23 protein-coding genes are annotated in these 18727 nt (G+C 32.9%); 17 read left to right on the top strand and 6 right to left on the bottom strand.

What is annotated here, in order from left to right; all coding sequences use genetic code 11:
- From ACIP9C_RS15945 to ACIP9C_RS15930, 4 genes are all read left to right on the top strand, one after another.
- Window positions 1–944, top strand: a 944-nt coding sequence (locus ACIP9C_RS15945) for a collagen-like domain-containing protein (RefSeq protein ID WP_483869670.1), incomplete at its 5' end; no start/stop codon positions are given.
- 278 nt (window positions 945–1222) lie between these two features.
- Entirely contained in the window at window positions 1223–2140 is a 918-nt protein-coding gene (locus ACIP9C_RS15940; RefSeq protein ID WP_401012180.1) for a DUF4868 domain-containing protein, read from the top strand.
- Between the two features lie 22 nt (window positions 2141–2162).
- Window positions 2163–2708, top strand: a complete 546-nt coding sequence (locus ACIP9C_RS15935) for a hypothetical protein (RefSeq protein WP_401012178.1) — start codon at window positions 2163–2165, stop codon at window positions 2706–2708.
- Window positions 2709–3356: 648 nt separating this feature from the next.
- Window positions 3357–3515 carry a hypothetical protein gene (locus ACIP9C_RS15930; protein WP_401012177.1) on the top strand — a complete coding sequence of 53 codons (159 nt, stop codon included), beginning with the start codon at window positions 3357–3359 and terminating at the stop codon, window positions 3513–3515.
- A gap of 174 nt (window positions 3516–3689) precedes the next feature.
- Here ACIP9C_RS15930 and ACIP9C_RS15925 read toward each other — a convergent pair whose 3' ends face one another.
- The gene (locus tag ACIP9C_RS15925; RefSeq protein ID WP_401012175.1) at window positions 3690–4214 is read right to left on the bottom strand and encodes a GNAT family N-acetyltransferase; all 525 of its coding nucleotides are present in this window, start codon (window positions 4212–4214) and stop codon (window positions 3690–3692) included.
- A gap of 324 nt (window positions 4215–4538) precedes the next feature.
- Here ACIP9C_RS15925 and ACIP9C_RS15920 point away from each other — a divergent pair, with 324 nt between their 5' ends.
- The gene (locus tag ACIP9C_RS15920; RefSeq protein WP_401012173.1) at window positions 4539–4727 is read left to right on the top strand and encodes a hypothetical protein; all 189 of its coding nucleotides are present in this window, start codon (window positions 4539–4541) and stop codon (window positions 4725–4727) included.
- Window positions 4728–4832: 105 nt separating this feature from the next.
- Window positions 4833–5846 (top strand): S66 family peptidase, encoded by a 1014-nt coding sequence (locus ACIP9C_RS15915; RefSeq protein WP_401012171.1) that lies wholly within the window; start codon window positions 4833–4835, stop codon window positions 5844–5846.
- 357 nt (window positions 5847–6203) lie between these two features.
- On the opposite strand, the gene ACIP9C_RS15910 is transcribed toward ACIP9C_RS15915, so the two are convergent.
- On the bottom strand, window positions 6204–6776 hold the full coding sequence (locus tag ACIP9C_RS15910) for a GNAT family N-acetyltransferase (protein WP_401012170.1): 573 nt from the start codon (window positions 6774–6776) through the stop codon (window positions 6204–6206).
- A gap of 179 nt (window positions 6777–6955) precedes the next feature.
- Between ACIP9C_RS15910 and ACIP9C_RS15905 the strand changes: the two genes are divergently transcribed.
- Together ACIP9C_RS15905 and ACIP9C_RS15900 are read left to right on the top strand one after the other, a co-directional pair.
- Window positions 6956–7237, top strand: a complete 282-nt coding sequence (locus ACIP9C_RS15905) for a hypothetical protein (RefSeq protein ID WP_401012169.1) — start codon at window positions 6956–6958, stop codon at window positions 7235–7237.
- Between the two features lie 154 nt (window positions 7238–7391).
- Window positions 7392–7757 carry a hypothetical protein gene (locus ACIP9C_RS15900; protein WP_401012167.1) on the top strand — a complete coding sequence of 122 codons (366 nt, stop codon included), beginning with the start codon at window positions 7392–7394 and terminating at the stop codon, window positions 7755–7757.
- A 185-nt stretch (window positions 7758–7942) separates the two neighbouring features.
- On the opposite strand, the gene ACIP9C_RS15895 is transcribed toward ACIP9C_RS15900, so the two are convergent.
- Window positions 7943–8116 carry a hypothetical protein gene (locus ACIP9C_RS15895; protein ID WP_401012165.1) on the bottom strand — a complete coding sequence of 58 codons (174 nt, stop codon included), beginning with the start codon at window positions 8114–8116 and terminating at the stop codon, window positions 7943–7945.
- Between the two features lie 411 nt (window positions 8117–8527).
- Here ACIP9C_RS15895 and ACIP9C_RS15890 point away from each other — a divergent pair, with 411 nt between their 5' ends.
- Together ACIP9C_RS15890 and ACIP9C_RS15885 are read left to right on the top strand one after the other, a co-directional pair.
- Entirely contained in the window at window positions 8528–8965 is a 438-nt protein-coding gene (locus ACIP9C_RS15890; RefSeq protein WP_401012163.1) for a VOC family protein, read from the top strand.
- 189 nt (window positions 8966–9154) lie between these two features.
- On the top strand, window positions 9155–9340 hold the full coding sequence (locus ACIP9C_RS15885; RefSeq protein ID WP_401012161.1) for a hypothetical protein: 186 nt from the start codon (window positions 9155–9157) through the stop codon (window positions 9338–9340).
- 214 nt (window positions 9341–9554) lie between these two features.
- On the opposite strand, the gene ACIP9C_RS15880 is transcribed toward ACIP9C_RS15885, so the two are convergent.
- Complete coding sequence (locus ACIP9C_RS15880) at window positions 9555–10064, bottom strand: GNAT family N-acetyltransferase (protein ID WP_401012160.1); 510 nt, start codon at window positions 10062–10064, stop codon at window positions 9555–9557.
- 1490 nt (window positions 10065–11554) lie between these two features.
- Window positions 11555–11677 (bottom strand): hypothetical protein, encoded by a 123-nt coding sequence (locus tag ACIP9C_RS15875; RefSeq protein ID WP_318285805.1) that lies wholly within the window; start codon window positions 11675–11677, stop codon window positions 11555–11557.
- 338 nt (window positions 11678–12015) lie between these two features.
- On the opposite strand from ACIP9C_RS15875, the gene ACIP9C_RS15870 reads away from it, so the two are divergent.
- The 5 genes from ACIP9C_RS15870 to ACIP9C_RS15850 all read left to right on the top strand — a co-directional run bounded on the left by ACIP9C_RS15870 (window position 12016) and on the right by ACIP9C_RS15850 (window position 16505).
- Window positions 12016–12528: a hypothetical protein gene (locus ACIP9C_RS15870; RefSeq protein ID WP_401012159.1), complete on the top strand. Its 513-nt coding sequence runs from the start codon at window positions 12016–12018 to the stop codon at window positions 12526–12528.
- Between the two features lie 241 nt (window positions 12529–12769).
- Window positions 12770–13951: a multidrug effflux MFS transporter gene (locus ACIP9C_RS15865; protein ID WP_401012158.1), complete on the top strand. Its 1182-nt coding sequence runs from the start codon at window positions 12770–12772 to the stop codon at window positions 13949–13951.
- A 366-nt stretch (window positions 13952–14317) separates the two neighbouring features.
- Window positions 14318–15040, top strand: coding sequence for an SDR family NAD(P)-dependent oxidoreductase (locus ACIP9C_RS15860; RefSeq protein ID WP_401012157.1), 723 nt, complete (start codon window positions 14318–14320; stop codon window positions 15038–15040).
- A gap of 567 nt (window positions 15041–15607) precedes the next feature.
- Entirely contained in the window at window positions 15608–15829 is a 222-nt protein-coding gene (locus tag ACIP9C_RS15855; RefSeq protein ID WP_401012156.1) for a hypothetical protein, read from the top strand.
- Window positions 15830–15848: 19 nt separating this feature from the next.
- On the top strand, window positions 15849–16505 hold the full coding sequence (locus ACIP9C_RS15850) for a Type 1 glutamine amidotransferase-like domain-containing protein (RefSeq protein WP_401012154.1): 657 nt from the start codon (window positions 15849–15851) through the stop codon (window positions 16503–16505).
- Window positions 16506–16634: 129 nt separating this feature from the next.
- Here ACIP9C_RS15850 and ACIP9C_RS15845 read toward each other — a convergent pair whose 3' ends face one another.
- The gene (locus tag ACIP9C_RS15845; protein ID WP_401012152.1) at window positions 16635–16865 is read right to left on the bottom strand and encodes a hypothetical protein; all 231 of its coding nucleotides are present in this window, start codon (window positions 16863–16865) and stop codon (window positions 16635–16637) included.
- Window positions 16866–17317: 452 nt separating this feature from the next.
- Between ACIP9C_RS15845 and ACIP9C_RS15840 the strand changes: the two genes are divergently transcribed.
- Together ACIP9C_RS15840 and ACIP9C_RS15835 are read left to right on the top strand one after the other, a co-directional pair.
- Window positions 17318–17734 (top strand): topoisomerase, encoded by a 417-nt coding sequence (locus tag ACIP9C_RS15840; protein ID WP_401012151.1) that lies wholly within the window; start codon window positions 17318–17320, stop codon window positions 17732–17734.
- Between the two features lie 469 nt (window positions 17735–18203).
- A complete protein-coding gene (locus ACIP9C_RS15835; protein WP_401012149.1) occupies window positions 18204–18605 on the top strand; it encodes a DUF4181 domain-containing protein in 402 nt (133 codons plus the stop codon).
- Window positions 18606–18727 lie beyond the last annotated feature (122 nt).

The following is an 18727-nucleotide window of genomic DNA, read 5'->3' as shown; positions in this document are numbered from 1 at the left end:
TCCAAGGGGTAACAGGAGCAACGGGTCCCCAAGGAATTCAAGGTGTAACGGGAGCAATCGGTACTCAGGGAGTCCAAGGGGTAACAGGAGCAACGGGCCCCCAAGGAATCCAAGGTGTAACAGGAGCAACAGGTCCCGAAGGAGTCCAAGGGGTAACAGGAGCAACGGGTCCCCAAGGAATTCAAGGTGTAACGGGAGCAATCGGTACTCAGGGAGTCCAAGGGGTAACAGGAGCAACGGGTCCCGAAGGAATCCAAGGGGTAACAGGAACAACGGGTCCCCAAGGAATTCAAGGTGTAACGGGAGCAATCGGTACTCAGGGTGTCCAAGGGGTAACAGGAGCAACGGGTCCCCAAGGAATTCAAGGCGTAACGGGAGCAACCGGTACTCAGGGAGTCCAAGGGGTAACAGGAGCAACGGGTCCCCAAGGAATTCAAGGCGTAACGGGAGCAACCGGTACCCAGGGAGTCCAAGGCGTAACGGGAGCAACGGGTCCCCAAGGAATCCAAGGTATTACAGGAGCAACTGGACCAACTGCAACAGGGTTAATGGAAGTCTTTTTTTCTACTGATCAGTCAGTTGGAAATAATGATTTTCTTGGAACGGGTACTTCATCGGCTTCATTTGTAAGGAGTTCAATTGTAATTCCACAAAATGCCACAATTACAAGTATTACATTAAATATAAGAGATCACACTTTAAGCGCTGGACAAACAGCTTCAGCTCAAGTATTTACAAGTACAAACTGTGGATTTACTGCTCCAGTAGCTACAGGAGTTAGAGCTACAGTGACAGGTCCTAGCTCGTCTACAACACCAAGTTGTTGTGCAACACAGGCTGCAAATTTTGCGATAAGTGGATGTACTCTTTTATCAGTACAAGTAACTACCACTGGTGGTGCTTTTTCAAATGGTGTTTCCGTAACTATCTTATTAAATACCTAATAAAAATATAAAGTTTAGATTCATTTTGAAATAATGTGCTCTGAAAAATTTACTCTACGTAAAACTTCAGAGCCTTTTTCTATGTAAACCTAATACAAAATCGCCCACTCTATTCCAAATAACTAATGATTGTTCGTGGTGGAATGTCATTTATACTGATACTATTTTTAAAAGTTGAGTTATAGCAAATAAATATTTCTTTATGTATTCTGTTTTACTATAATAACCAAATATTGTATGATTTTATTAATGATTTCATATAGTTAGGGGGATTATTATTGGATATTGAGTTTATTAACAGCAAAATTTCAGAACACTTATTAAGTGGTACATCTGAAGTAAGTTTGTTTTTAATTGAAAAGATTAAAACTCATGATGCTTTAGATTATTTTTCATTTAAACCATCTTTAAGTCGGTCTTTGCAATCAGATATTGTAAAAGTTATCCAACCAACTATTGATAAATTAGTGGGAAAAGAGCAAGTTGAATTTAATGAAAATGGTCGACCTAATGGCGTCGTTGAATACTGTGAGTCTTCATATATAGGTATTACATTTGATAATTTATTAAAAAGCTTACAAGAACCAGGTGAATCGCTGAATGAGGATACTCAAAAAGATTTATACTGTATAAAAATTGAAATAGAAGCGGGGAAATTTGCATATTTTTTAAATCGAATACCTCAACTAAAGAAGTTTACGAAAGGTCTTTGGGGAACATTAGCGGACTCTACTTTTAGAAAAGTCTCAGATTCATTTATAGGGATTGAACCTGGATTTGATTTACTTATTTTTGAAGACGAAGTGCTTGTAATTAATAATGTAGCGATGCAAAGAATTTTTGATTTAAAAACAAAGTATGTTCAAAATACTAATTCTGTATTATCAGTCTTTAAAGAAACGAATAAGTTAGAAGGATTTGACCAGTTTAAAAATGATAGTATTGAGGATGGCAATATTGTAAAGAGGGTTTCAAGATTAATGACAAGGCCTGAAAGAATGACTAGGTTTGTGGACAATTTTGATAAAGTAGAAGAAATTATTATGGAATTTGACTTAAATATAGAATTAAACGAAGAAAAAACGAAAATAAAATATACGGATAAAAAACAATTGAATGATATAGTCAAGTTACTTAACGATGCTTATTATAAAACTGTATTAACAGGTGAAAGAGGAAGAGATGACCTAAGGTAATTTAAGAAAGGGTGGGAGAAAATTGACAAATCTTTTTAAATTGTTTTTATTCATATCGTCCTACTCTCCATTGTATCTAATTGTAGCTCTTTCAATATACCCCTATGATGGTTTTAACATTATTTCAATTATTCAAGATAAAGTATTGCTTACAGTGTACATTATTTTAATTGTATTATTTATCCTTTCATTTTTACCTATTTTGTATATAAAGAAATGTGAATTAAACAGCACTATTGTAGGTGAGCGTGTATCGAGAAAAAACGAAGAAATTTTAAGCTACTTAGTGACATATATAGTGCCTTTATTGGCAATTGACATACATGAAAAAAGTACATTGGTTACAAACGGAATATTGTTTATGTTAATTGGCTATTTATATGTTAAGTCTAATTTAATATATGTGAATATAACGTTTTTACTGTTTGGATGGAATACTTATGAGGATGAGCTTGGCAGAGTCATAATTTCGAAGGAGAATCCAGACTACTTTAATAGAATGAAAATTAGTAATAACAATTTACATGTTAGAAAATTGGCAAACAATATTTATTTGCATAGATCCTAATTTATGAGACAAACCTTTATAAACCGCCTATTGCCGCACTGCAAAAAGGCGCTTTTTTTATTTCACGAAGGACAAAAAGCTGCATGATACTGGAGAGCAAATAAAATAGAAACTCAGACGAGAAAGCCGATTTAAAGCCACCTCATTTAAATGAAGTGGCTGTTTTTGAATAGTTGAATGGTTATATTTTTATATTATTGTGATTGAATTATTTGATCATTTACAAAAGCATTTAAGAAAAATAGTTCATTTTCATTTGCCTCTCTATTGTTCTCAGCCTTAAAGCATTTTTTAGCATTTTCAAGTGAATTGGATTTAACAGTTCGATTTGCTGTCGTTAGCTCTTGACAATATATATTCATCTCATTAGCATTACAAATTGATTCATGACCGAGCAAGTAATATGTGGGTTGTAACAGGGATAAGGCGCTTTCTTTTAGAGTAGCGCTAACAGTCATGTATACAAGATGTAGCTTTACCATATATAAGGAATTAGGACAAAACATACAGAAAAAAGAGGGCATAGGATTAAAAAGTTTTATATAGATTTCTTCAAATCAGTCGGTATAGGAAATTATTTTATTGAAAAAAAGAGTTGAAAGTATAGATTTTTAAAAAAAGGAAAGTGTATAACTGGAGGTGATTATTATGACGAAAGATAAGAGAAATAAAAGGGAAGTAGAAAGAGAAGAATTTGGAAATGATTTAAGTCCAGATGATTTAGATGTTCGTGAAGATAATGATCTTACAAAAGAACAATTTAAGAACGCGAATGAGAAGAATGAAAAACAAGAAGAAAATCAGTAAATACTATATAAACAAAACCCCAGCTAGCAATGGGGTTTTGTGCTAAGTTTTTAGTCGTTTATTTAAATTAAACGTTGCTCTTCTTACTAGTTTCAACAAAGAAAAGCACAAACTATAAAGTCTCAAACAAAAGAATGCCTATATCTAAATTATTGATATAGGCAAAGTTTAATATTATTCCGCTTTTAGAATTGAATAAATATTTATATCTATAAAACTCTCATTAGAATTTTCTCTAAGTTGGCCTTCGAACGTGAAATTAAGTTTTTGTAACACCCTAATAGAATTTACATTTGCAGGCTCTACTTTTGCTTCAATTTTATTTAATTTTAAAGTTTCGAAAGCGTAATTCAGTAGTGCCTTTATACCTTCTGGCGCATATCCCATGCCCCAATAGGCTTTTGCGATATCATAACCGATTTCTGCCTTGCTATCTTCAAAGTCAATAAAATTGAATCCACACGTTCCTATTATTTCGTTGGATTTTCTTTCAATCATGCTGAACCTAATTGCTTCATTTGCCTGAGCCAATTCCTCAAGAAGTTCGATCATTTCTTTTGCTTGTGCCTCATGTGTAAAACTAGCAATGTTCATAAATTTCGTTACATCTGGATCAGACCAAATTTTAAATAAGCTATGTGAGTCTGAAATGTCCATTCTTCTTAAATGTAATCTTTGGGTGTTTAGTTCTTTTATCAATACTTGTACCTCCAATATTTTTAATCAGTTAGATAAAAAATATTGCCATCCGCGCATAGTTCAGTCCCTTCAAAGTTGTATAGTTTAATAATACCAAGAGTAACAAAATAAAGGAATTTAAAAATTATGGTTTCTCCTATATGACCTCGAAAACAAGGAAAAGAGTACAGTTATTCACGTATTCTTTTTTTATATTTATAAAGTTGATAAAAGAACATAATGTAGCAAATGTAAGCTAGTGGTAAGAGTTTTGTTATTGTCAATAATAGTAGAAGGAAATCATTCCCTTTTGTCGAAAGTTCTAAATGAAAGGGGGGCTGTATTGTGAAATCAATATTAGCAAAAATTAAGGAAAGTTTTATAAATACTACGCCAAATGTTCCTAAGAAAGAATGCTATTTTTGTAAGCGTAAAGCTTCCGATTTACGAAATTATAAGAATGAGAGAAGCCAAAAAATCAAAGTGTGCTATTTATGTGTTGAATATGCTGAGAGGCGAGCTTATCGTAAATAAAATATTTACTTTCTTTTATACGTAATTACATAGCAAGTCAGTACGAAAATTAAATGCAATTGGTTAATTTGTGACAATTAACTAGAACTATAAAGGGGGATGCGTATGATAAAATATCCATTTTTAGAAGTAGGGACAACAATTGGTGTTACAGCACCTTCATCGGGCGTACCAAGTGAACTACATGATTTACTGAAAACAGCATGCATTCGTATGGAAAAGGAAGGATATAAAGTCTTTTGTGGAGAAACCGCTTGGACTCAAGATAAAGCAAAATCTGCTTCAGCTAAAAAGCGTGCGGAAGAGTTTAATAACATGATCATTCATGATGAAATCCATATTATTATTCCTCCTTGGGGAGGGGAGTTGCTTATTGAGACACTCGAATATATTGACTTCGAAAATATTCCAACCAAGTGGGTATTAGGTTACTCAGATATCAGTCTTTTATTATTGGCTATTACATTAAAAACAGGTATAGCTACCGCACATGGAACGAATCTAATAGATTTAAGAGGCGAGTATTCTGATGACACGACAGCAATGTGGCAGTCGGTTTTATCTCTAAAAAAAGGTGAATCAATCCTACAACATTCTTCAGACCAATATCAAAAGGAGTGGCATTTCGATAAGCCTACACCTTATGTTTTTCATTTTACAGAGAAAACAAATTGGAAAAATACTGCAAATAAACGTGTTAAAATACATGGGCGTTTACTGGGAGGATGTATTGATACGATTAAACATTTAATTGGAACAAGGTTTGGTGAAGTACAAAAATTTACAGAAACTTTTATTAAAGGTGAATCTGTTATATGGTTTTTTGAAAACTGTGAGTTATCTACTACCGATTTGCGTAGGACACTTGTACAAATGAGATTAGCTGGATGGTTTAATAATTGTTCAGGGATAATGTTTGGTAGAAGTAATGCTGAAACCTCTGTTGAGAATTATACTGTCGAAGATGTGTATAAGGAACTTTCTAAGGAGCTTGAAATGCCGATTATATACGACATCGATTGTGGTCATTTGCCGCCACAAATGACATTCATAAACGGAGCATTTGCAGAAGTGCAAACGGATAACGGTAAAGGAACTATTTTACAACACTTTATTTAAATGAAATGTAAAGCAACATCTAAAAACTTATATATGCGGTTATCGCTACTATTATCATTTAATATTCAATATACCTACTGACTTTAGGAATGTAATCTATACAAGGGTCACCCTGGGATAGGGGCGACCCTAAAAAACAAATCAGGAGGAAATTAACTTAACACTATTATTTATATGCAATGTTAACTTGGATTTTATAGTTAATTGCCTTTTGAAAAATAAAAATATAGAAAAAAGCATTAAAGATTTCGGAAAACCTTTCTTTCATATCATTACAAGGTACATTTAAGCTTACAAAAACCAGCAAGGTAAATAATACCGAGCTGGTTTTAAGTATGAAATATAACATTTAATCTTTTAGACTGAAGGATGACTACCTTTTTGTAATTCCCACTCGCTACGTAAAATGCCCATTTTAATTGCATCATAGTATTTCCCGTCAACCATTCGTGCGTCTCTAATTTTTGCTTCTAATTGCATTCCTAATTTATCAGCTACTCGCATCATTCTTTCATTGCCAGACCATGTAGACATACCTATGCGATGAAGAGTAGTGTTTTCAAAAAGATAGTCAATCCATAAACTATAAGCCTCAGATCCGTAACCACCATTCCAGTAATCTGAATTATATGTAACAATCCCTGTTTCAAGCCAATTCGTATTTTTGTCAACCCAATAAGCTCCTACAACGCCTATAAATTGGTCATTTACTGCCATGACTAATGTATTTGGGACACCTTCAAATAACTCTTCATCATTGGCCCAATCCTTTAAAAATTCCGTTTTAGTCATTTGTTTTTCTGGAATATACGGTCCATTCCATTTCTTAGCGGCTTGAGTTCCATCAACATATTTCCAATAATAGATTTCTTCTAAATCAGTAATTGTAGCTGTTCGTAAAGTAACTCTTATTCCTTTTTTATGAATCATTATCATTTCTCCCTTTATTTCCTAAAAAAACTAATTTTATAATAACATACATATATTCATAAATTATCTAAAATAATATGGACTTTATTTCAAAAAGGGCGCTTAGTGTATTATACTTGTCTGATTTTAGAGGAGTTCCATTCTTTATGTCGAATTAGTACATAAATGGAGGGATACTATTGTTAACCAAAATTAGAAAAGTTAAGTTTGAAAAAGAAAGAAAAAATCCTATGTATAATGTTGTTATGGAATGTCCAGATGGGAAGGAACTTTTTGTTAAGTTTGATTATACTTATGCTACTAAAAATTTCTGGCCATTAGAAGTAAATTATAATAAAAAGAACTATGGCGCAAAGCTCGCATGGTATACAAGAGAAGTTGAAAATATGACGGTTGAATTGTTTCTAGAAACAATCGCAAACAAGATAAATAAAAAATATGACTTCGTACTACAGAATTAATAATAGGAAATTTTATTTTAGGTCCTTCGAAAATTGTTGTGAAGGCTCTTTGTGCACTTTAGGAACAATTGTGTTAGCTTTGAGGGGAAAAGTTTGATAAAAATATTCCAATTTTATAGATTTCTTTTTATTATTAAGTTGGAGGGGATATTAGATGTTTAGTAATACAGCGAATATGTTTAAGCAAACTACAAATCTTATAAATGCATTGAACAAGTTAAAACAAAATCTATCTTTTGTAAAATCAAATGTAAATAACGATAAAACGCTAGCCATCTATTTTTTAAGTAATGCGTATAGTGACTTTAATTTATTTAAAACGATCTATTTATCCGTAACGCCTGGCGATCAAAAAATCGAAGTATTTTTACAAGAATTTGAGAAATTTTTTGTAGATGTAAATAAATATTTAGTATTTATTACTGAAGATAGTATAGAAGATAAACTTCATAAAGAAGTGGTATTTTCAATAAATGAAATAGAAAGATATTTATTAAATCAGTTAGATATGTATAGATAATTACTTATGACTTTTGACATTCCTTATAATAGGAGTGTCTTTTTATTTAAAAAGCTAACTCGTGCCTCTCAATACAAGTGTAACTGGACGGCATATGAAAGAGGATAGTGGAAAGAAGGAGTTGTAAGACAAGGTGATTTAAAATCAAAAAAGAGCTGCCCTAAAGAAGAACAGCAACTAAAAAATTATTTGACAGCCTTTAAAAAAGCCTTCCCTTTGTTATAGATAAATCTTTCCCACTTAGCTAGTAGTCCATTTCCGTTGTCACCATTTTCTAATGCTAAAGCGTGATTTTTATGGAATACTTTTACCCGTTTATTATGTTCTCTTTGCCATTGATGTAAAGGATTATGTTTCATTTTTTAGCCTCCTTTTAGTTATTTAATTATATGGTTCGTATAGATAAATTAAAAGAAATAAATATCTAGTCAATGGAAAATAAAATTGATAGTTATGCTTAATGAATATTTGGAAAAAATTGTGCGATAATATAAAAAAGCGTTTGATTGGTGGTTGGATACTTTTATTTCTAGCATAGCAAAATTGTCTAAAATTAATCGTACTTAGCGTAGCGTATATTTTTGAAATAATCCCAAAATGATGAAAATAAGAAAATTGTCCCAAAGAGCACCTAATATAACATAATAAAAACCGCAAAATCATCAATAAAATGAAATAGTATAATATTGTTTATTAATAATCCCCTTGTTAATACTAGCATTTGTATACAGTATATTGGATAATTACAGGGAAAATAGGAGGTATGAAATTTGAAAATCAAAAGAATAGATCATGTAGGTATAATCGTAAACGATCTCACTGCCGCTAAAGAGTTTTTTATCGATTTTGGGCTTGAAGTGAAGGCGGAATGGGATATGGAAGGAGAGTTAATGGGATATGCAGTAGGGCTTAATGACGCTAAAGTAGCGTGTGTTGGACTGGGAACATCAGACGGTCAGACATGGATAGAGCTAATCAAATTTTATTCGCCGTCAGATGAAGCTGACATGCAGCACCCCCTTGCAAATACACTAGGTATCCGCCATATTGCATTTACTGTTGAAGATATTGAAACTGTTGTTGCCAAATTGAAAAAGAATGGTACGGAAATCTTTAGTGAGATACAGCAGTATGAAGAAAGTTATAAATTATGCTACGTTCGTGGTCCAGAGGGAATTATTTTGGAGTTGGCTGAGGAAATTAAGTAAGCATGTTAATTAAAATGAAGATGTAACTTTTGTTACTTTGTGGTGGATGTTTTTACTGTTAAGGTGAAACCTTAAGCGAAACAACTCTTCATAGTTAGAAATTGCTGCATTGATAAGCGAATTAAAATAAGAACAAGTAGTTGTCCTATGACTAAAGTTATAATCCATTTGGGGAAATAAGTAGAAATAATGCTGACAGATCGCCTGCATGCTAAGGATCAATATGGCAATCCAATACCTAACTATTTTTTAAATATAGGTTTAACAGATGCAAATTATGATGGTGTCTTAGTTCATGGTAATTTTTCACATATTGATTTAAAGCCAACCGATGAAAATGGTATGACTACTTTGACTAAAGTTTTTATCGATTAAAAAATATTATCAATTAAAAAGTACCTCACCTTTTGGTGGGGTTTATTTTTACATTTTGGTTGATTGGTTTGTATATTACGATCAACAATTGAATTTGAGTCTGGGCTTTTTGATTATTCTAAACTATGTTAACAATATCGTTTTTTTCTTCAGGATATTAGCTTAAGTTTATTATGGGTTCAGACGTTGAATGCTAACATTTCTTTCCGAGATGCTATTCTACTATTTTCCCATCTAGAATTTTAATCGCCAACATCGAATTCTCCTGAATGATTCCTGTATCTACGAAACCAAAGGAAGCGTATAATGATTTAGCTATGACATTACTTGTTCGATAAAAGAGGGCTACATATTTTGCTCCCCCATATGGCATGGTTTCGATATCCTTCAACATTTTATCAAATGCAACTTTACCATATCCTTTTCCTTGATAACTCTTATCAATCATAATATGCCAAATAAAATAGCACTTCTTCCCGTAAAACACTTCATTTTCAAATGATTCATGATCCATTGTATCATAAATATACATCAAAAATCCGACCGCTACTCCATCGGCATAAATGGCAATGGGAGTCGCTGGTATCCCGTCTGCGTTCAACATATGACCGTCTGCAAAGCTTCTGAGGTTAGTAGTTTCTACAAAGTCTTTCTGGTTTTCACCAACTTCAAGTGCTATTACTTCATCAATGTTATCTCCGGTTATTTTTCGAAATTCAATCATTTTTTTACTCCTCTCCTAAGACAAGCAATTCCCCATATGCATAAAACAATCTAAATATCATTTCCGTAATTCTCAAAATGGGTACTCAAAATATTCAATAATGCTAACTTTTTCCCCTGTGATTTCTAATCCTTATTCCTATCATAACCTATCTTGTAACGGCAATTGTAGCATATATTTTACAAATTATAGTACTTTATTATAAATAATAGGTTTAAAATAAATGATTATCCTTGCTTGGTCTTATTGAAGGAAAAAATTTAATTTATTCCTTATTGGTCAAGGTGATTATCGGGAAATGGAAGCAATGAAGCAAAAAACGAAGCGATTATGTAAACCTATAAAAAAACGTAAAGATCAGACGAAGAGTTAAAGCAAATAATAGTTGCGGAGACTTGGATGAATGGACAGCAAGCGGTAAATTGTAGTATATATGACATAGGTTATCGATATAACGGATTAATCTATGTTTGTGGATAACCCGGTTCAAGAGGAATGAGTCAATGAAAAGGAAACTTACTGAAAACTTGTCGTTTCTTGCGCTTACCCGGGAAATAATTTTTTATTTCCTAACTTAAAGATCCCAAATCTAAATAGCATTTAATAACACACAAGGGATGAATATGCTGAAGGAATGAAGGCTTCTTGAAGCGGCACAATATAAATGTGAAAGTCATTGGCTTTATCAAATTCCTTTTGAAATTGTGTAGGACGGCAAACATGAGCGTTCAACACAATTGAAATACCAGGTGCCGTTCAACCATAAGAACGTCCATACTTTAAAAGGGATAGAAAGAATGTTAAAACATACGATACTCCAAAGAGTAGAGATTTCAATGACTTTGTAAAGCTAGTAGCATTGCAACAAGACGGCTTAGTTGATTACATAGTTGAAAAAGCTACATGCTGATAAAATTTATCTCATGACATGGGCGACGATGGAGATGACTAGAAGTGAATGTAGTACGCAAGGAAGTTAAATAACGTATAGCTAGTTTAATCAATCAGCAGGATCACATAGCATTTTTCAAATGCAAAGGGTGTTCGAAACGAGAAGATGACCCTAGTACGAAATGCAGAGGATGCAAGGTATATAGCGAACTAAGGAGCATGGGAAAAGAGCGTGAGCAGATTAATAATTTGCGTATGCGTATAGGGTAGTGCGGTGGGGGATTGTGTTAAAAACGACCTCACCTAAATGGTGAGGTTCAAATTCATGGCATAATGCAATAAAAAATTGTTTATTGCTTCACCCATTGATTTGCTAAGAAAGAATGAGGTATCCATTGTGCACTTGTAGCAATAATGTTATTTCCTGCTTGGTCAGTAATGGTATTTTTTAATATTACATATTTATGTTTATGGTCTTGTTAATACAATAAAAATAACAGTAAGCCTTGCTTGCGTTTAGTATGTTGCTGAACAATATGAGGATTAGACGAAAATAGAGAGATTAAAACAACCTTCTATAATTCAACTATATATTAGAATCACTTATTTCTTTCAAGTACTTCGATACGTTTTTCTAATTTCTTGATCTTCATGTCATTAAGTACGGCAATGACTGTAGCTGCTATAGCGAAGGTGAAGACTACGTAAGTGATACCAAGCATTATTATACCTCCTAATTTTTGTTAATTTAATTGTAACACAAAAAAGCCGCATCGTTTGAAAATGCTACAGCTCGAATTGGAAGCTTTTCTGAAAAAGACTAAACACGACATGTCAGATGTAGGGGTGACCTAAAAAGATAGCCTATAACAAAGCGTACAAACAGGTAAAGCCTCCATGTGAACTGTGCCATCCTTGAACTACGAGGATTTGAGAAAGCAATTTACTAGTGATGGGTGAGAATGACATCACCTAGATAGTTTTCTTTAAAGGCAATTTTTTAGTTGGATATTTATGTTAAAATCGGATTGGGTAAATAAAATATTAGAGGTGCGCCAATATGAAAAAATATATAAAATATCTAATTCCCATATGGATTTTCTTATTTGTTGTGTATTTATTTATATTGTTTATTTATCAAATTTCTCTATTTGAAAAGACCACTATTATATTTACTGTCATTTATATTTGTACTTCAACTATGATTAGTTTATTTTTATTAGGTGTAAAATCGGGCAATAAAAAATTAACAAATTTTATATCTATTCTAGCTATTACGATTCTTTTCATTTGCTCAATAGGTGTGGCTGGATATTTTAATAATCATAAACAGGATGATTTCCTGAAGAAAGAGATTTTATTAACTGGTGCATCGAAGGCATTCCAATCACTTAATATAAAAAATGAAAACATTGTATCTATTGAAGTTGGAGAATATATAAAAAAAGAGGGCTTTCCTTTTAGATATAAAGTGAAAGTCGTAAGTTCAGACTCTGAAAAACCCTATTATTTCGAATGCTCGGATTATAAATGTGAAACGATGATAAGGTATACATATCCAGTAGAAGATTGAGGGGAAAATCGGATTATGATGTTTAAAAACTTTTGAAGGTCATGCGACTAAGAAAAAAGATTAAACGCATATAAAAAAGGTACTTCGTTTTATCCCTTTGGATGGTATAATTTTACGTATAATTAATTTAGAAGGAAGTGAATTCATGAGTGATTTAGAAAAAATCAAACTCGTGAAGCCACCATTTCCCAAGCTACGATGTTTTTCTTTCAAACCTATAATTATCTAGGAGAGGATTATTTTGAAGAAAAACATCGGAAACAAAACACCTAGCTTATTACTATTGATTGTATTAGTAGGCTTCCCACAAATTAGCGAAACTATTTTTAGCCCATCATTACCTTCTATTGCAGAAGTGTATGAAACTTCTATGAGTGATGCACAGCTTACGATGAGTGTGTACTTTATCGCTTTTGCCTTCGGAGTATTTTTCTTTGGACGTCTATCCGATAAAATCGGTCGTCGGAAGGCAATGCTTTATGGGCTGTTTTTATATTTTGTTGGTAACGTACTTTGTTTAGTAGCAAATGAAATGGCAGTTTTATTAGTCGCGCGCTTTATTCAAGCGTTTGGTGCAAGTGTTGGCTCTGTCGTGACACAAACGATTTTACGAGAAAGTTTTTCTGGTGTTGAGCGTCATAAATTGTTTGCTCAAATTTCAGCTGCCCTTGCCTTCACACCTGCCCTTGGCCCATTAATCGGTGGTTTTACCGATTATTATTTTGGCTTTAAAATCGTATTTTTAGTGTTAGTTGCTATGAGCATTATTGTATTTTGCTATGCGTATATACGCTTACCTGAAACAGTGCTAACAACAATCGAAATGAAGCCTATACTACCTATAGTGAAACGCATGATTACAAATGCGCGTCTATGGCGCTACGGCGTATTAATTGGCGGTATTAACGGTGTATTATTTAGCTACTATACCGAAGCACCATTTATTTTTACGCAATACTTTACATTAACAAGTGCGGTGTATGGTTTTTTAGGTATTATCGTTGCGCTCGCTTCAATTGCAGGTGCGATGCTATCTAAACGACTTGTTAGCCACACAAAACCTGAGAAGATTATCGTACAAGGGTTATTCATTATGCTCATCGGTACATTGCTCGCTACATCGGTGCATTTTTTTCCGATTGCATTACAAATGCCCACTATGATTGTTAGTGTGTTCATTATTTTATTTGGTACAGGTAGCGCTTTACCAAACTGTTTAAGCTTAGCGCTCGTTGACTTTCAAGACGTTATTGGTTCTGCCAGTGCGATATTTAGCTTAGGTTATTATTTACTGGTCAGCGCTATTATCTATGGTATGAGTATTTTCCATAATGGAACTGTCTTAGCGATGCCACTATATTTTTTAATACTAGGAATTGTTATGCTTTTAATAAGCTTACCCTTACTTAATAAAAAGATGTGAATTCTCACGCTACGTTATAGGGGTCACTACCGAACTTTATTTGAAAGCTACAATAAAGCATCCTCTTTTGAGGATGCTTTTTCTTTTAGTTGAAAGGATGTATGAAATTCATGAGTCGGTACTAAAGCATGCTAATCGTGACTAACTTCGTTGGTAATCAAACAGAGCCATTTTTACAACATCTGCACCCCAAGTGGTGTATAGCAAACTTGAACAAGAAATAGATAATAAAACTAAAGCAAAAGTTATGAATTTCAGTCAAAAGAATGAAGTGAAATAATAATGTTGTAAATATAATAGATGTGATTGTTATGTTGTTTACTTTCTTTAATAATCAAAATGGTAGTTAATGGAGAGGATGATTGGATGAGTAAAAACTTTATTATTTTTGGCGCGAGTCAAGGGCTTGGCGACGCCTTTGTAAAAGGTCTACCCACAGAGGGAGATACAGTGTGGATGGTGTCAAGATCACGACCAGAAAGTTTGGATATAAATGATGGTGTAAATCGCAAATGGCTCTCAATAGATTTATCAAGTCAACAACAAATCTCTTCTTTAAAGGAAACATTAAATGACATTGCAATAGATGTATTAATTTATAATGTTGGAGTATGGGAAAAGCATGGTTTCGAGGATGACTATACATTTGACAAGGATGAAATCGAAGATATTTCCAACTTGATTAATATAAATCTAACTTCTACCATTACATATATTCAGGCGCTTCTACCGAACTTAAGACAAGCTAAAAATGGAAAAATCATTTTAATTGGTTCAACTGCAGGCTTAGATCACACAAACAGTTCACAAGTTTCATTTGCTGCTTCTAAATTCGGCTTACGAGGCATTACAAATGCTCTACGTGAACATTTGAGAGAAGATAAAATTCCTGTCACTTGTATTAATCCAGGGGAGCTAGCTGCCGAAGTACCCTATGAAGAAGGTGCAGAAAAGGCAATAGACCAATATGAAGGTACACGTATACCTGTACAAGATATTGTATCTATTGTGCAATGTGTGATTAATTTATCACCAGTTTCATGTGTTAAGGAAATTATTATCCCTTCAATAACAGACTTAAATGCTTGATCGTTTCAAAATAAGTAAAAGTAATTAGAAAAATACCATAGATTTTAAGCCTTTTACAATCATCTGTGAAGGGCTTATATTATGCAAAAAGGAAGCTGTCCAATGAAATCAGATACATTTGTAGGCGGCTCCATGGCAGGGTTGCTTGTTTTGTTGGTAATAGAAAAGCCCAATGATTTGGGAAACTGCTTCAATGGATAGTTAGTGCCATTGTCATCAAATTTACATGGTGAATGGTAAGTGACCAAAGTTTCGACAAGGTAGAAATTACATGGATGATATGTATCAAAAGAAACTTACTACTCGTATTGATGCTTACATGTATGATTTAGGATTTACTTATAAACAAGATTTCCATAAAGCATTCAAATAGGTAAAGCCACCAAGCGTAACTGTGCCTTTCATGGGATTGAAGAAAATAATTTAGGGAAAATAGTTTTCTTAGAGGTGATCATATTTGTTGTGTATTTATGTTCGGATTTTTGTGTAATACTTTAAAATGAGGTAAAATAAACCATATTAGTATGTTGAAAGACACGAAAAATCATTTAATAGGAGGTTGAGTATATGAATGAAAAGAAAAAGGGGAAATTAGAAATCTTATTCATAGTTTTAATAATAGCACTATTGGTTGCGGCATTTGTTACTTTTTTCTTAGGTTATTACATGGTAGGTTCAGTTTTATTTGTAATCTTTATAGTTATTTTGAATGCTATTAGTAGCTGGAAGAGAATGAAAAATACAGAGTATATTCATTTTAAGAATCATAAACATAATGAGAAGTGGTGATTAAACCCAGGGGGTATATATGAAAACTCACTATTATTTAGGCTGGTTTAACCATACTTTTCCCGACAAATTGGGCAAGGTGTTACAGAGGGATATAACTGATAGAAGATCCCTAGCTATGATTAGCTCGAATCCTTTTTTTTATGAACAAGATGGTGCTGCTGAACGCTCATGGCTTGACCAGGCAGGCATTTTGTTTGATGAATATCATTTAATAAATTATGACGTACATAAGGAAGATGCTCAAACCATAATTCAAAATGCTTCAGTCATTTTCTTGTTGGGTGGAGATACTCTTAAACAAAATGGGTTTCTGATGGATTATGAATTGTCAGCCTTGATTAAAGAAAGCAGAGCCGTTGTTATGGGAGCAAGCGCTGGTGCAATTAACATGTCCGCTAAATGGTTATGTTCGAAAAACTTTGGCTATAAAGTTGAAAAAAGCTCTTTTTACGATGGAATTGGCCTTGGCGACTTTTCTGTCCTGTCTCACTTTGATCTTGAAAATAACATCGAATTGATTCAAGACGAGCTGTCTCCCTTTTCGGAAGAAATGAATATTTATGCGTCGAACAAAGAATGTGCTATACGTGTCAAGGGAGACAAAATCGACATTTTAGGCAATATATATTTAGTTGCCCACTCACAGATTCAGAAATTGGATGAGACGCTTTAGTTGTGGTGAATGCGTATGGCTAAAACTGCAGTGCTTCTACTTTAAACTAACAAATGTAGAGCAACAAAAAATCAAACGTATCAAGTCATTCACTTTGAGTGGCTTGTTTGATCGCAAAAAAGTATATTTTTACCATATTAACTTTAAATATATTTCAGAAAATTTTATGCCTTCTATTGTTGCATTTTCAAAGAGCTCTTCATATCCACTGAATTCTTGAGAATATTGATCTCGGGTTCTTGATAGATAAGATTTGCCATGATTATGGCTTATCCAATATTCATCGTTATTATAATAAAAATTAAGTTCTTCACCCATTGCAATGATGCTTTTGAATTCTAAGTATTCTTTTTCTGTCATGCCTATACCTCCTTTTTAGTATGCCACATCTTTTAGTACCATTCCCAATTGGCTTTTTAATCCTAAAACATTATTGGTATATGAAATTATTCGAAGTATACTACAGCTTGTCTGTGAGCGTAAAGCCGTTGACTATATCATATTGCTAACAACAGAGAGTGAATTTTGCACAGTAATCGTGCCCTAAATCGTGCCCTATGGAGATATTTATGTTTATCTGATGGGGGATTTTACTTAAACTAAAGTGGTTTAGTCCGATTTATGAGGATTTACAACGGTAGGCAAAGAAAAGCCCCAAAACTACTTTGGAAGATTATACTTCACCTAATGACGCAGTTTAATATAAAAATATTTCAGTACATTCAGGAAACTTCTACCAATTGATTTCGTTTCTCTTAGGAGTGGAGAATTAATGTATTATATGTAATTTATTTTTGAAAGGGGATAAAGAGGTGTTTAAAAAAGTAGCTATAATCTCAGGAATTTTATTTAGTTCAATTTTGTTAGTTGGCTGTAATGAAGAGCCGGAAGTGACAGTAATAGATGCTTCTAAAAACGAGGAAAATGATGCAAATCTATCATCAGAAGAATCAAATTTATTATCAAATTTGGGAGATAAAATAATAGTATCTATTACAGAACAAACGGAACTTGATAGAAATTCAATAACAATAATGTTAGGCGGTAATCCTGCTAAAGGAATTATTGATGTATCTGTAGGTATCCCGATGGATGCAAAAGTTGATGATACGATGATTCAACAAATAGTTGAAGATTCTATTAAGAATGTTTTTGAAACAGAAAACGTAGCAATGAGCGAAGAAAATATAACAATAAAAATTGAGAAATACCAACGGAGAAGTTCTTAAAGGATACAAACAACCTTAAAAGTACAGTTGCTTATAAGGTTGTGAAAAAATATACATAAACAAACGGGGGCTAGGATTTATAACGTATACATAAATAAACTTAATTACGTTAGTTTGGACATTCACCCAAAAGTCACGAATATTGTTAAATCAACGTTTGTGACTTTTTTTATGAACATTAATTAAATGGTGTTTTATCCACCTTTTTTACCAGTGTTCTATTAATAATATTAGCAATGTCAACATATATAAGGACCAAGTGTGAAAAAGTGTACTTAAGCTAACGGCTGCTATAGTTATATAACGATCTCAACAATCGGGCGCGATTCTGCATAAGGAAATTGAGATAATGGAGCATTACACTTGAACTGAGGGAAGGGTTAGCAAAAAAGTTTTAGGTAATATTTTACAATTTTTGTATGTTCAATGTTAAAATAAAAGAAAATAGTTTGTATGGAGGGAGAAAGCCATGTTTTGGGTCGCAATCACCATCTATTTTCTTTTAATAATTTGTTCTTTAATTCTCGAAAAATTGGTGAGATGGAAATTTAATCTTGCAAAGGAACTTAAATATAATAAAAGGTTCACTAAAAATCAAACTTTAATAGAAAATTTAATGTTTATTATATTTGTTATTGGTCTATTTATGTCGAATATTACTGTTCTTGAAAAAAATATCTATCGAACATTTAATCCAATCCCTATTTATTTGTGGTCTTCACTATATTTATTTGTATTACTTGGATTTAGAGGATATATGGCAAAAAGAGTTGATAAAGATTCGAGAGTATATTATATCCATTTCGTCTTCTCTGTGTGGTTTCCAATAATAATCATCATAGCCTATCATACTACGAAAATTTTTCTATAACCTTTTTTTAATTAATCAGCGGTAGCTTTAGTTCAATAAGAATCATCTTATAGATAAAACTTTTTTATCTAAGCCTCATAGTACTCATTTTTAACTTCAAGCATTAATTTAATTAAACCTTA

The organism is Lysinibacillus sp. NPDC093210 (assembly GCF_044753985.1).
In the GTDB taxonomy this organism is placed as follows: domain Bacteria; phylum Bacillota; class Bacilli; order Bacillales_A; family Planococcaceae; genus Lysinibacillus.
Note: the sequence above shows the minus strand (reverse complement) of the source record. Positions and strands in the feature narration are given on the sequence as shown.

What these genes read in the sequence shown, in the direction of transcription:
- ACIP9C_RS15900 (WP_401012167.1), top strand. Translation starts at nt 7,392, where the DNA reads ATGTTTAGTAATACAGCGAATATGTTTAAGCAAACTACAAATCTTATA.
- ACIP9C_RS15880 (WP_401012160.1), bottom strand. Translation starts at nt 10,064, where the DNA reads ATGATTGAATTTCGAAAAATAACCGGAGATAACATTGATGAAGTAATA.
- ACIP9C_RS15870 (WP_401012159.1), top strand. Translation starts at nt 12,016, where the DNA reads ATGAAAAAATATATAAAATATCTAATTCCCATATGGATTTTCTTATTT.
- ACIP9C_RS15850 (WP_401012154.1), top strand. Translation starts at nt 15,849, where the DNA reads ATGAAAACTCACTATTATTTAGGCTGGTTTAACCATACTTTTCCCGAC.
- ACIP9C_RS15895 (WP_401012165.1), bottom strand. Translation starts at nt 8,116, where the DNA reads ATGAAACATAATCCTTTACATCAATGGCAAAGAGAACATAATAAACGG.
- ACIP9C_RS15910 (WP_401012170.1), bottom strand. Translation starts at nt 6,776, where the DNA reads ATGATTCATAAAAAAGGAATAAGAGTTACTTTACGAACAGCTACAATT.
- ACIP9C_RS15875 (WP_318285805.1), bottom strand. Translation starts at nt 11,677, where the DNA reads ATGCTTGGTATCACTTACGTAGTCTTCACCTTCGCTATAGCAGCTACA.
- ACIP9C_RS15860 (WP_401012157.1), top strand. Translation starts at nt 14,318, where the DNA reads ATGAGTAAAAACTTTATTATTTTTGGCGCGAGTCAAGGGCTTGGCGAC.
- ACIP9C_RS15835 (WP_401012149.1), top strand. Translation starts at nt 18,204, where the DNA reads ATGTTTTGGGTCGCAATCACCATCTATTTTCTTTTAATAATTTGTTCT.
- ACIP9C_RS15855 (WP_401012156.1), top strand. Translation starts at nt 15,608, where the DNA reads ATGAATGAAAAGAAAAAGGGGAAATTAGAAATCTTATTCATAGTTTTA.
- ACIP9C_RS15885 (WP_401012161.1), top strand. Translation starts at nt 9,155, where the DNA reads ATGCTGACAGATCGCCTGCATGCTAAGGATCAATATGGCAATCCAATA.
- ACIP9C_RS15915 (WP_401012171.1), top strand. Translation starts at nt 4,833, where the DNA reads ATGATAAAATATCCATTTTTAGAAGTAGGGACAACAATTGGTGTTACA.
- ACIP9C_RS15930 (WP_401012177.1), top strand. Translation starts at nt 3,357, where the DNA reads ATGACGAAAGATAAGAGAAATAAAAGGGAAGTAGAAAGAGAAGAATTT.
- ACIP9C_RS15845 (WP_401012152.1), bottom strand. Translation starts at nt 16,865, where the DNA reads ATGACAGAAAAAGAATACTTAGAATTCAAAAGCATCATTGCAATGGGT.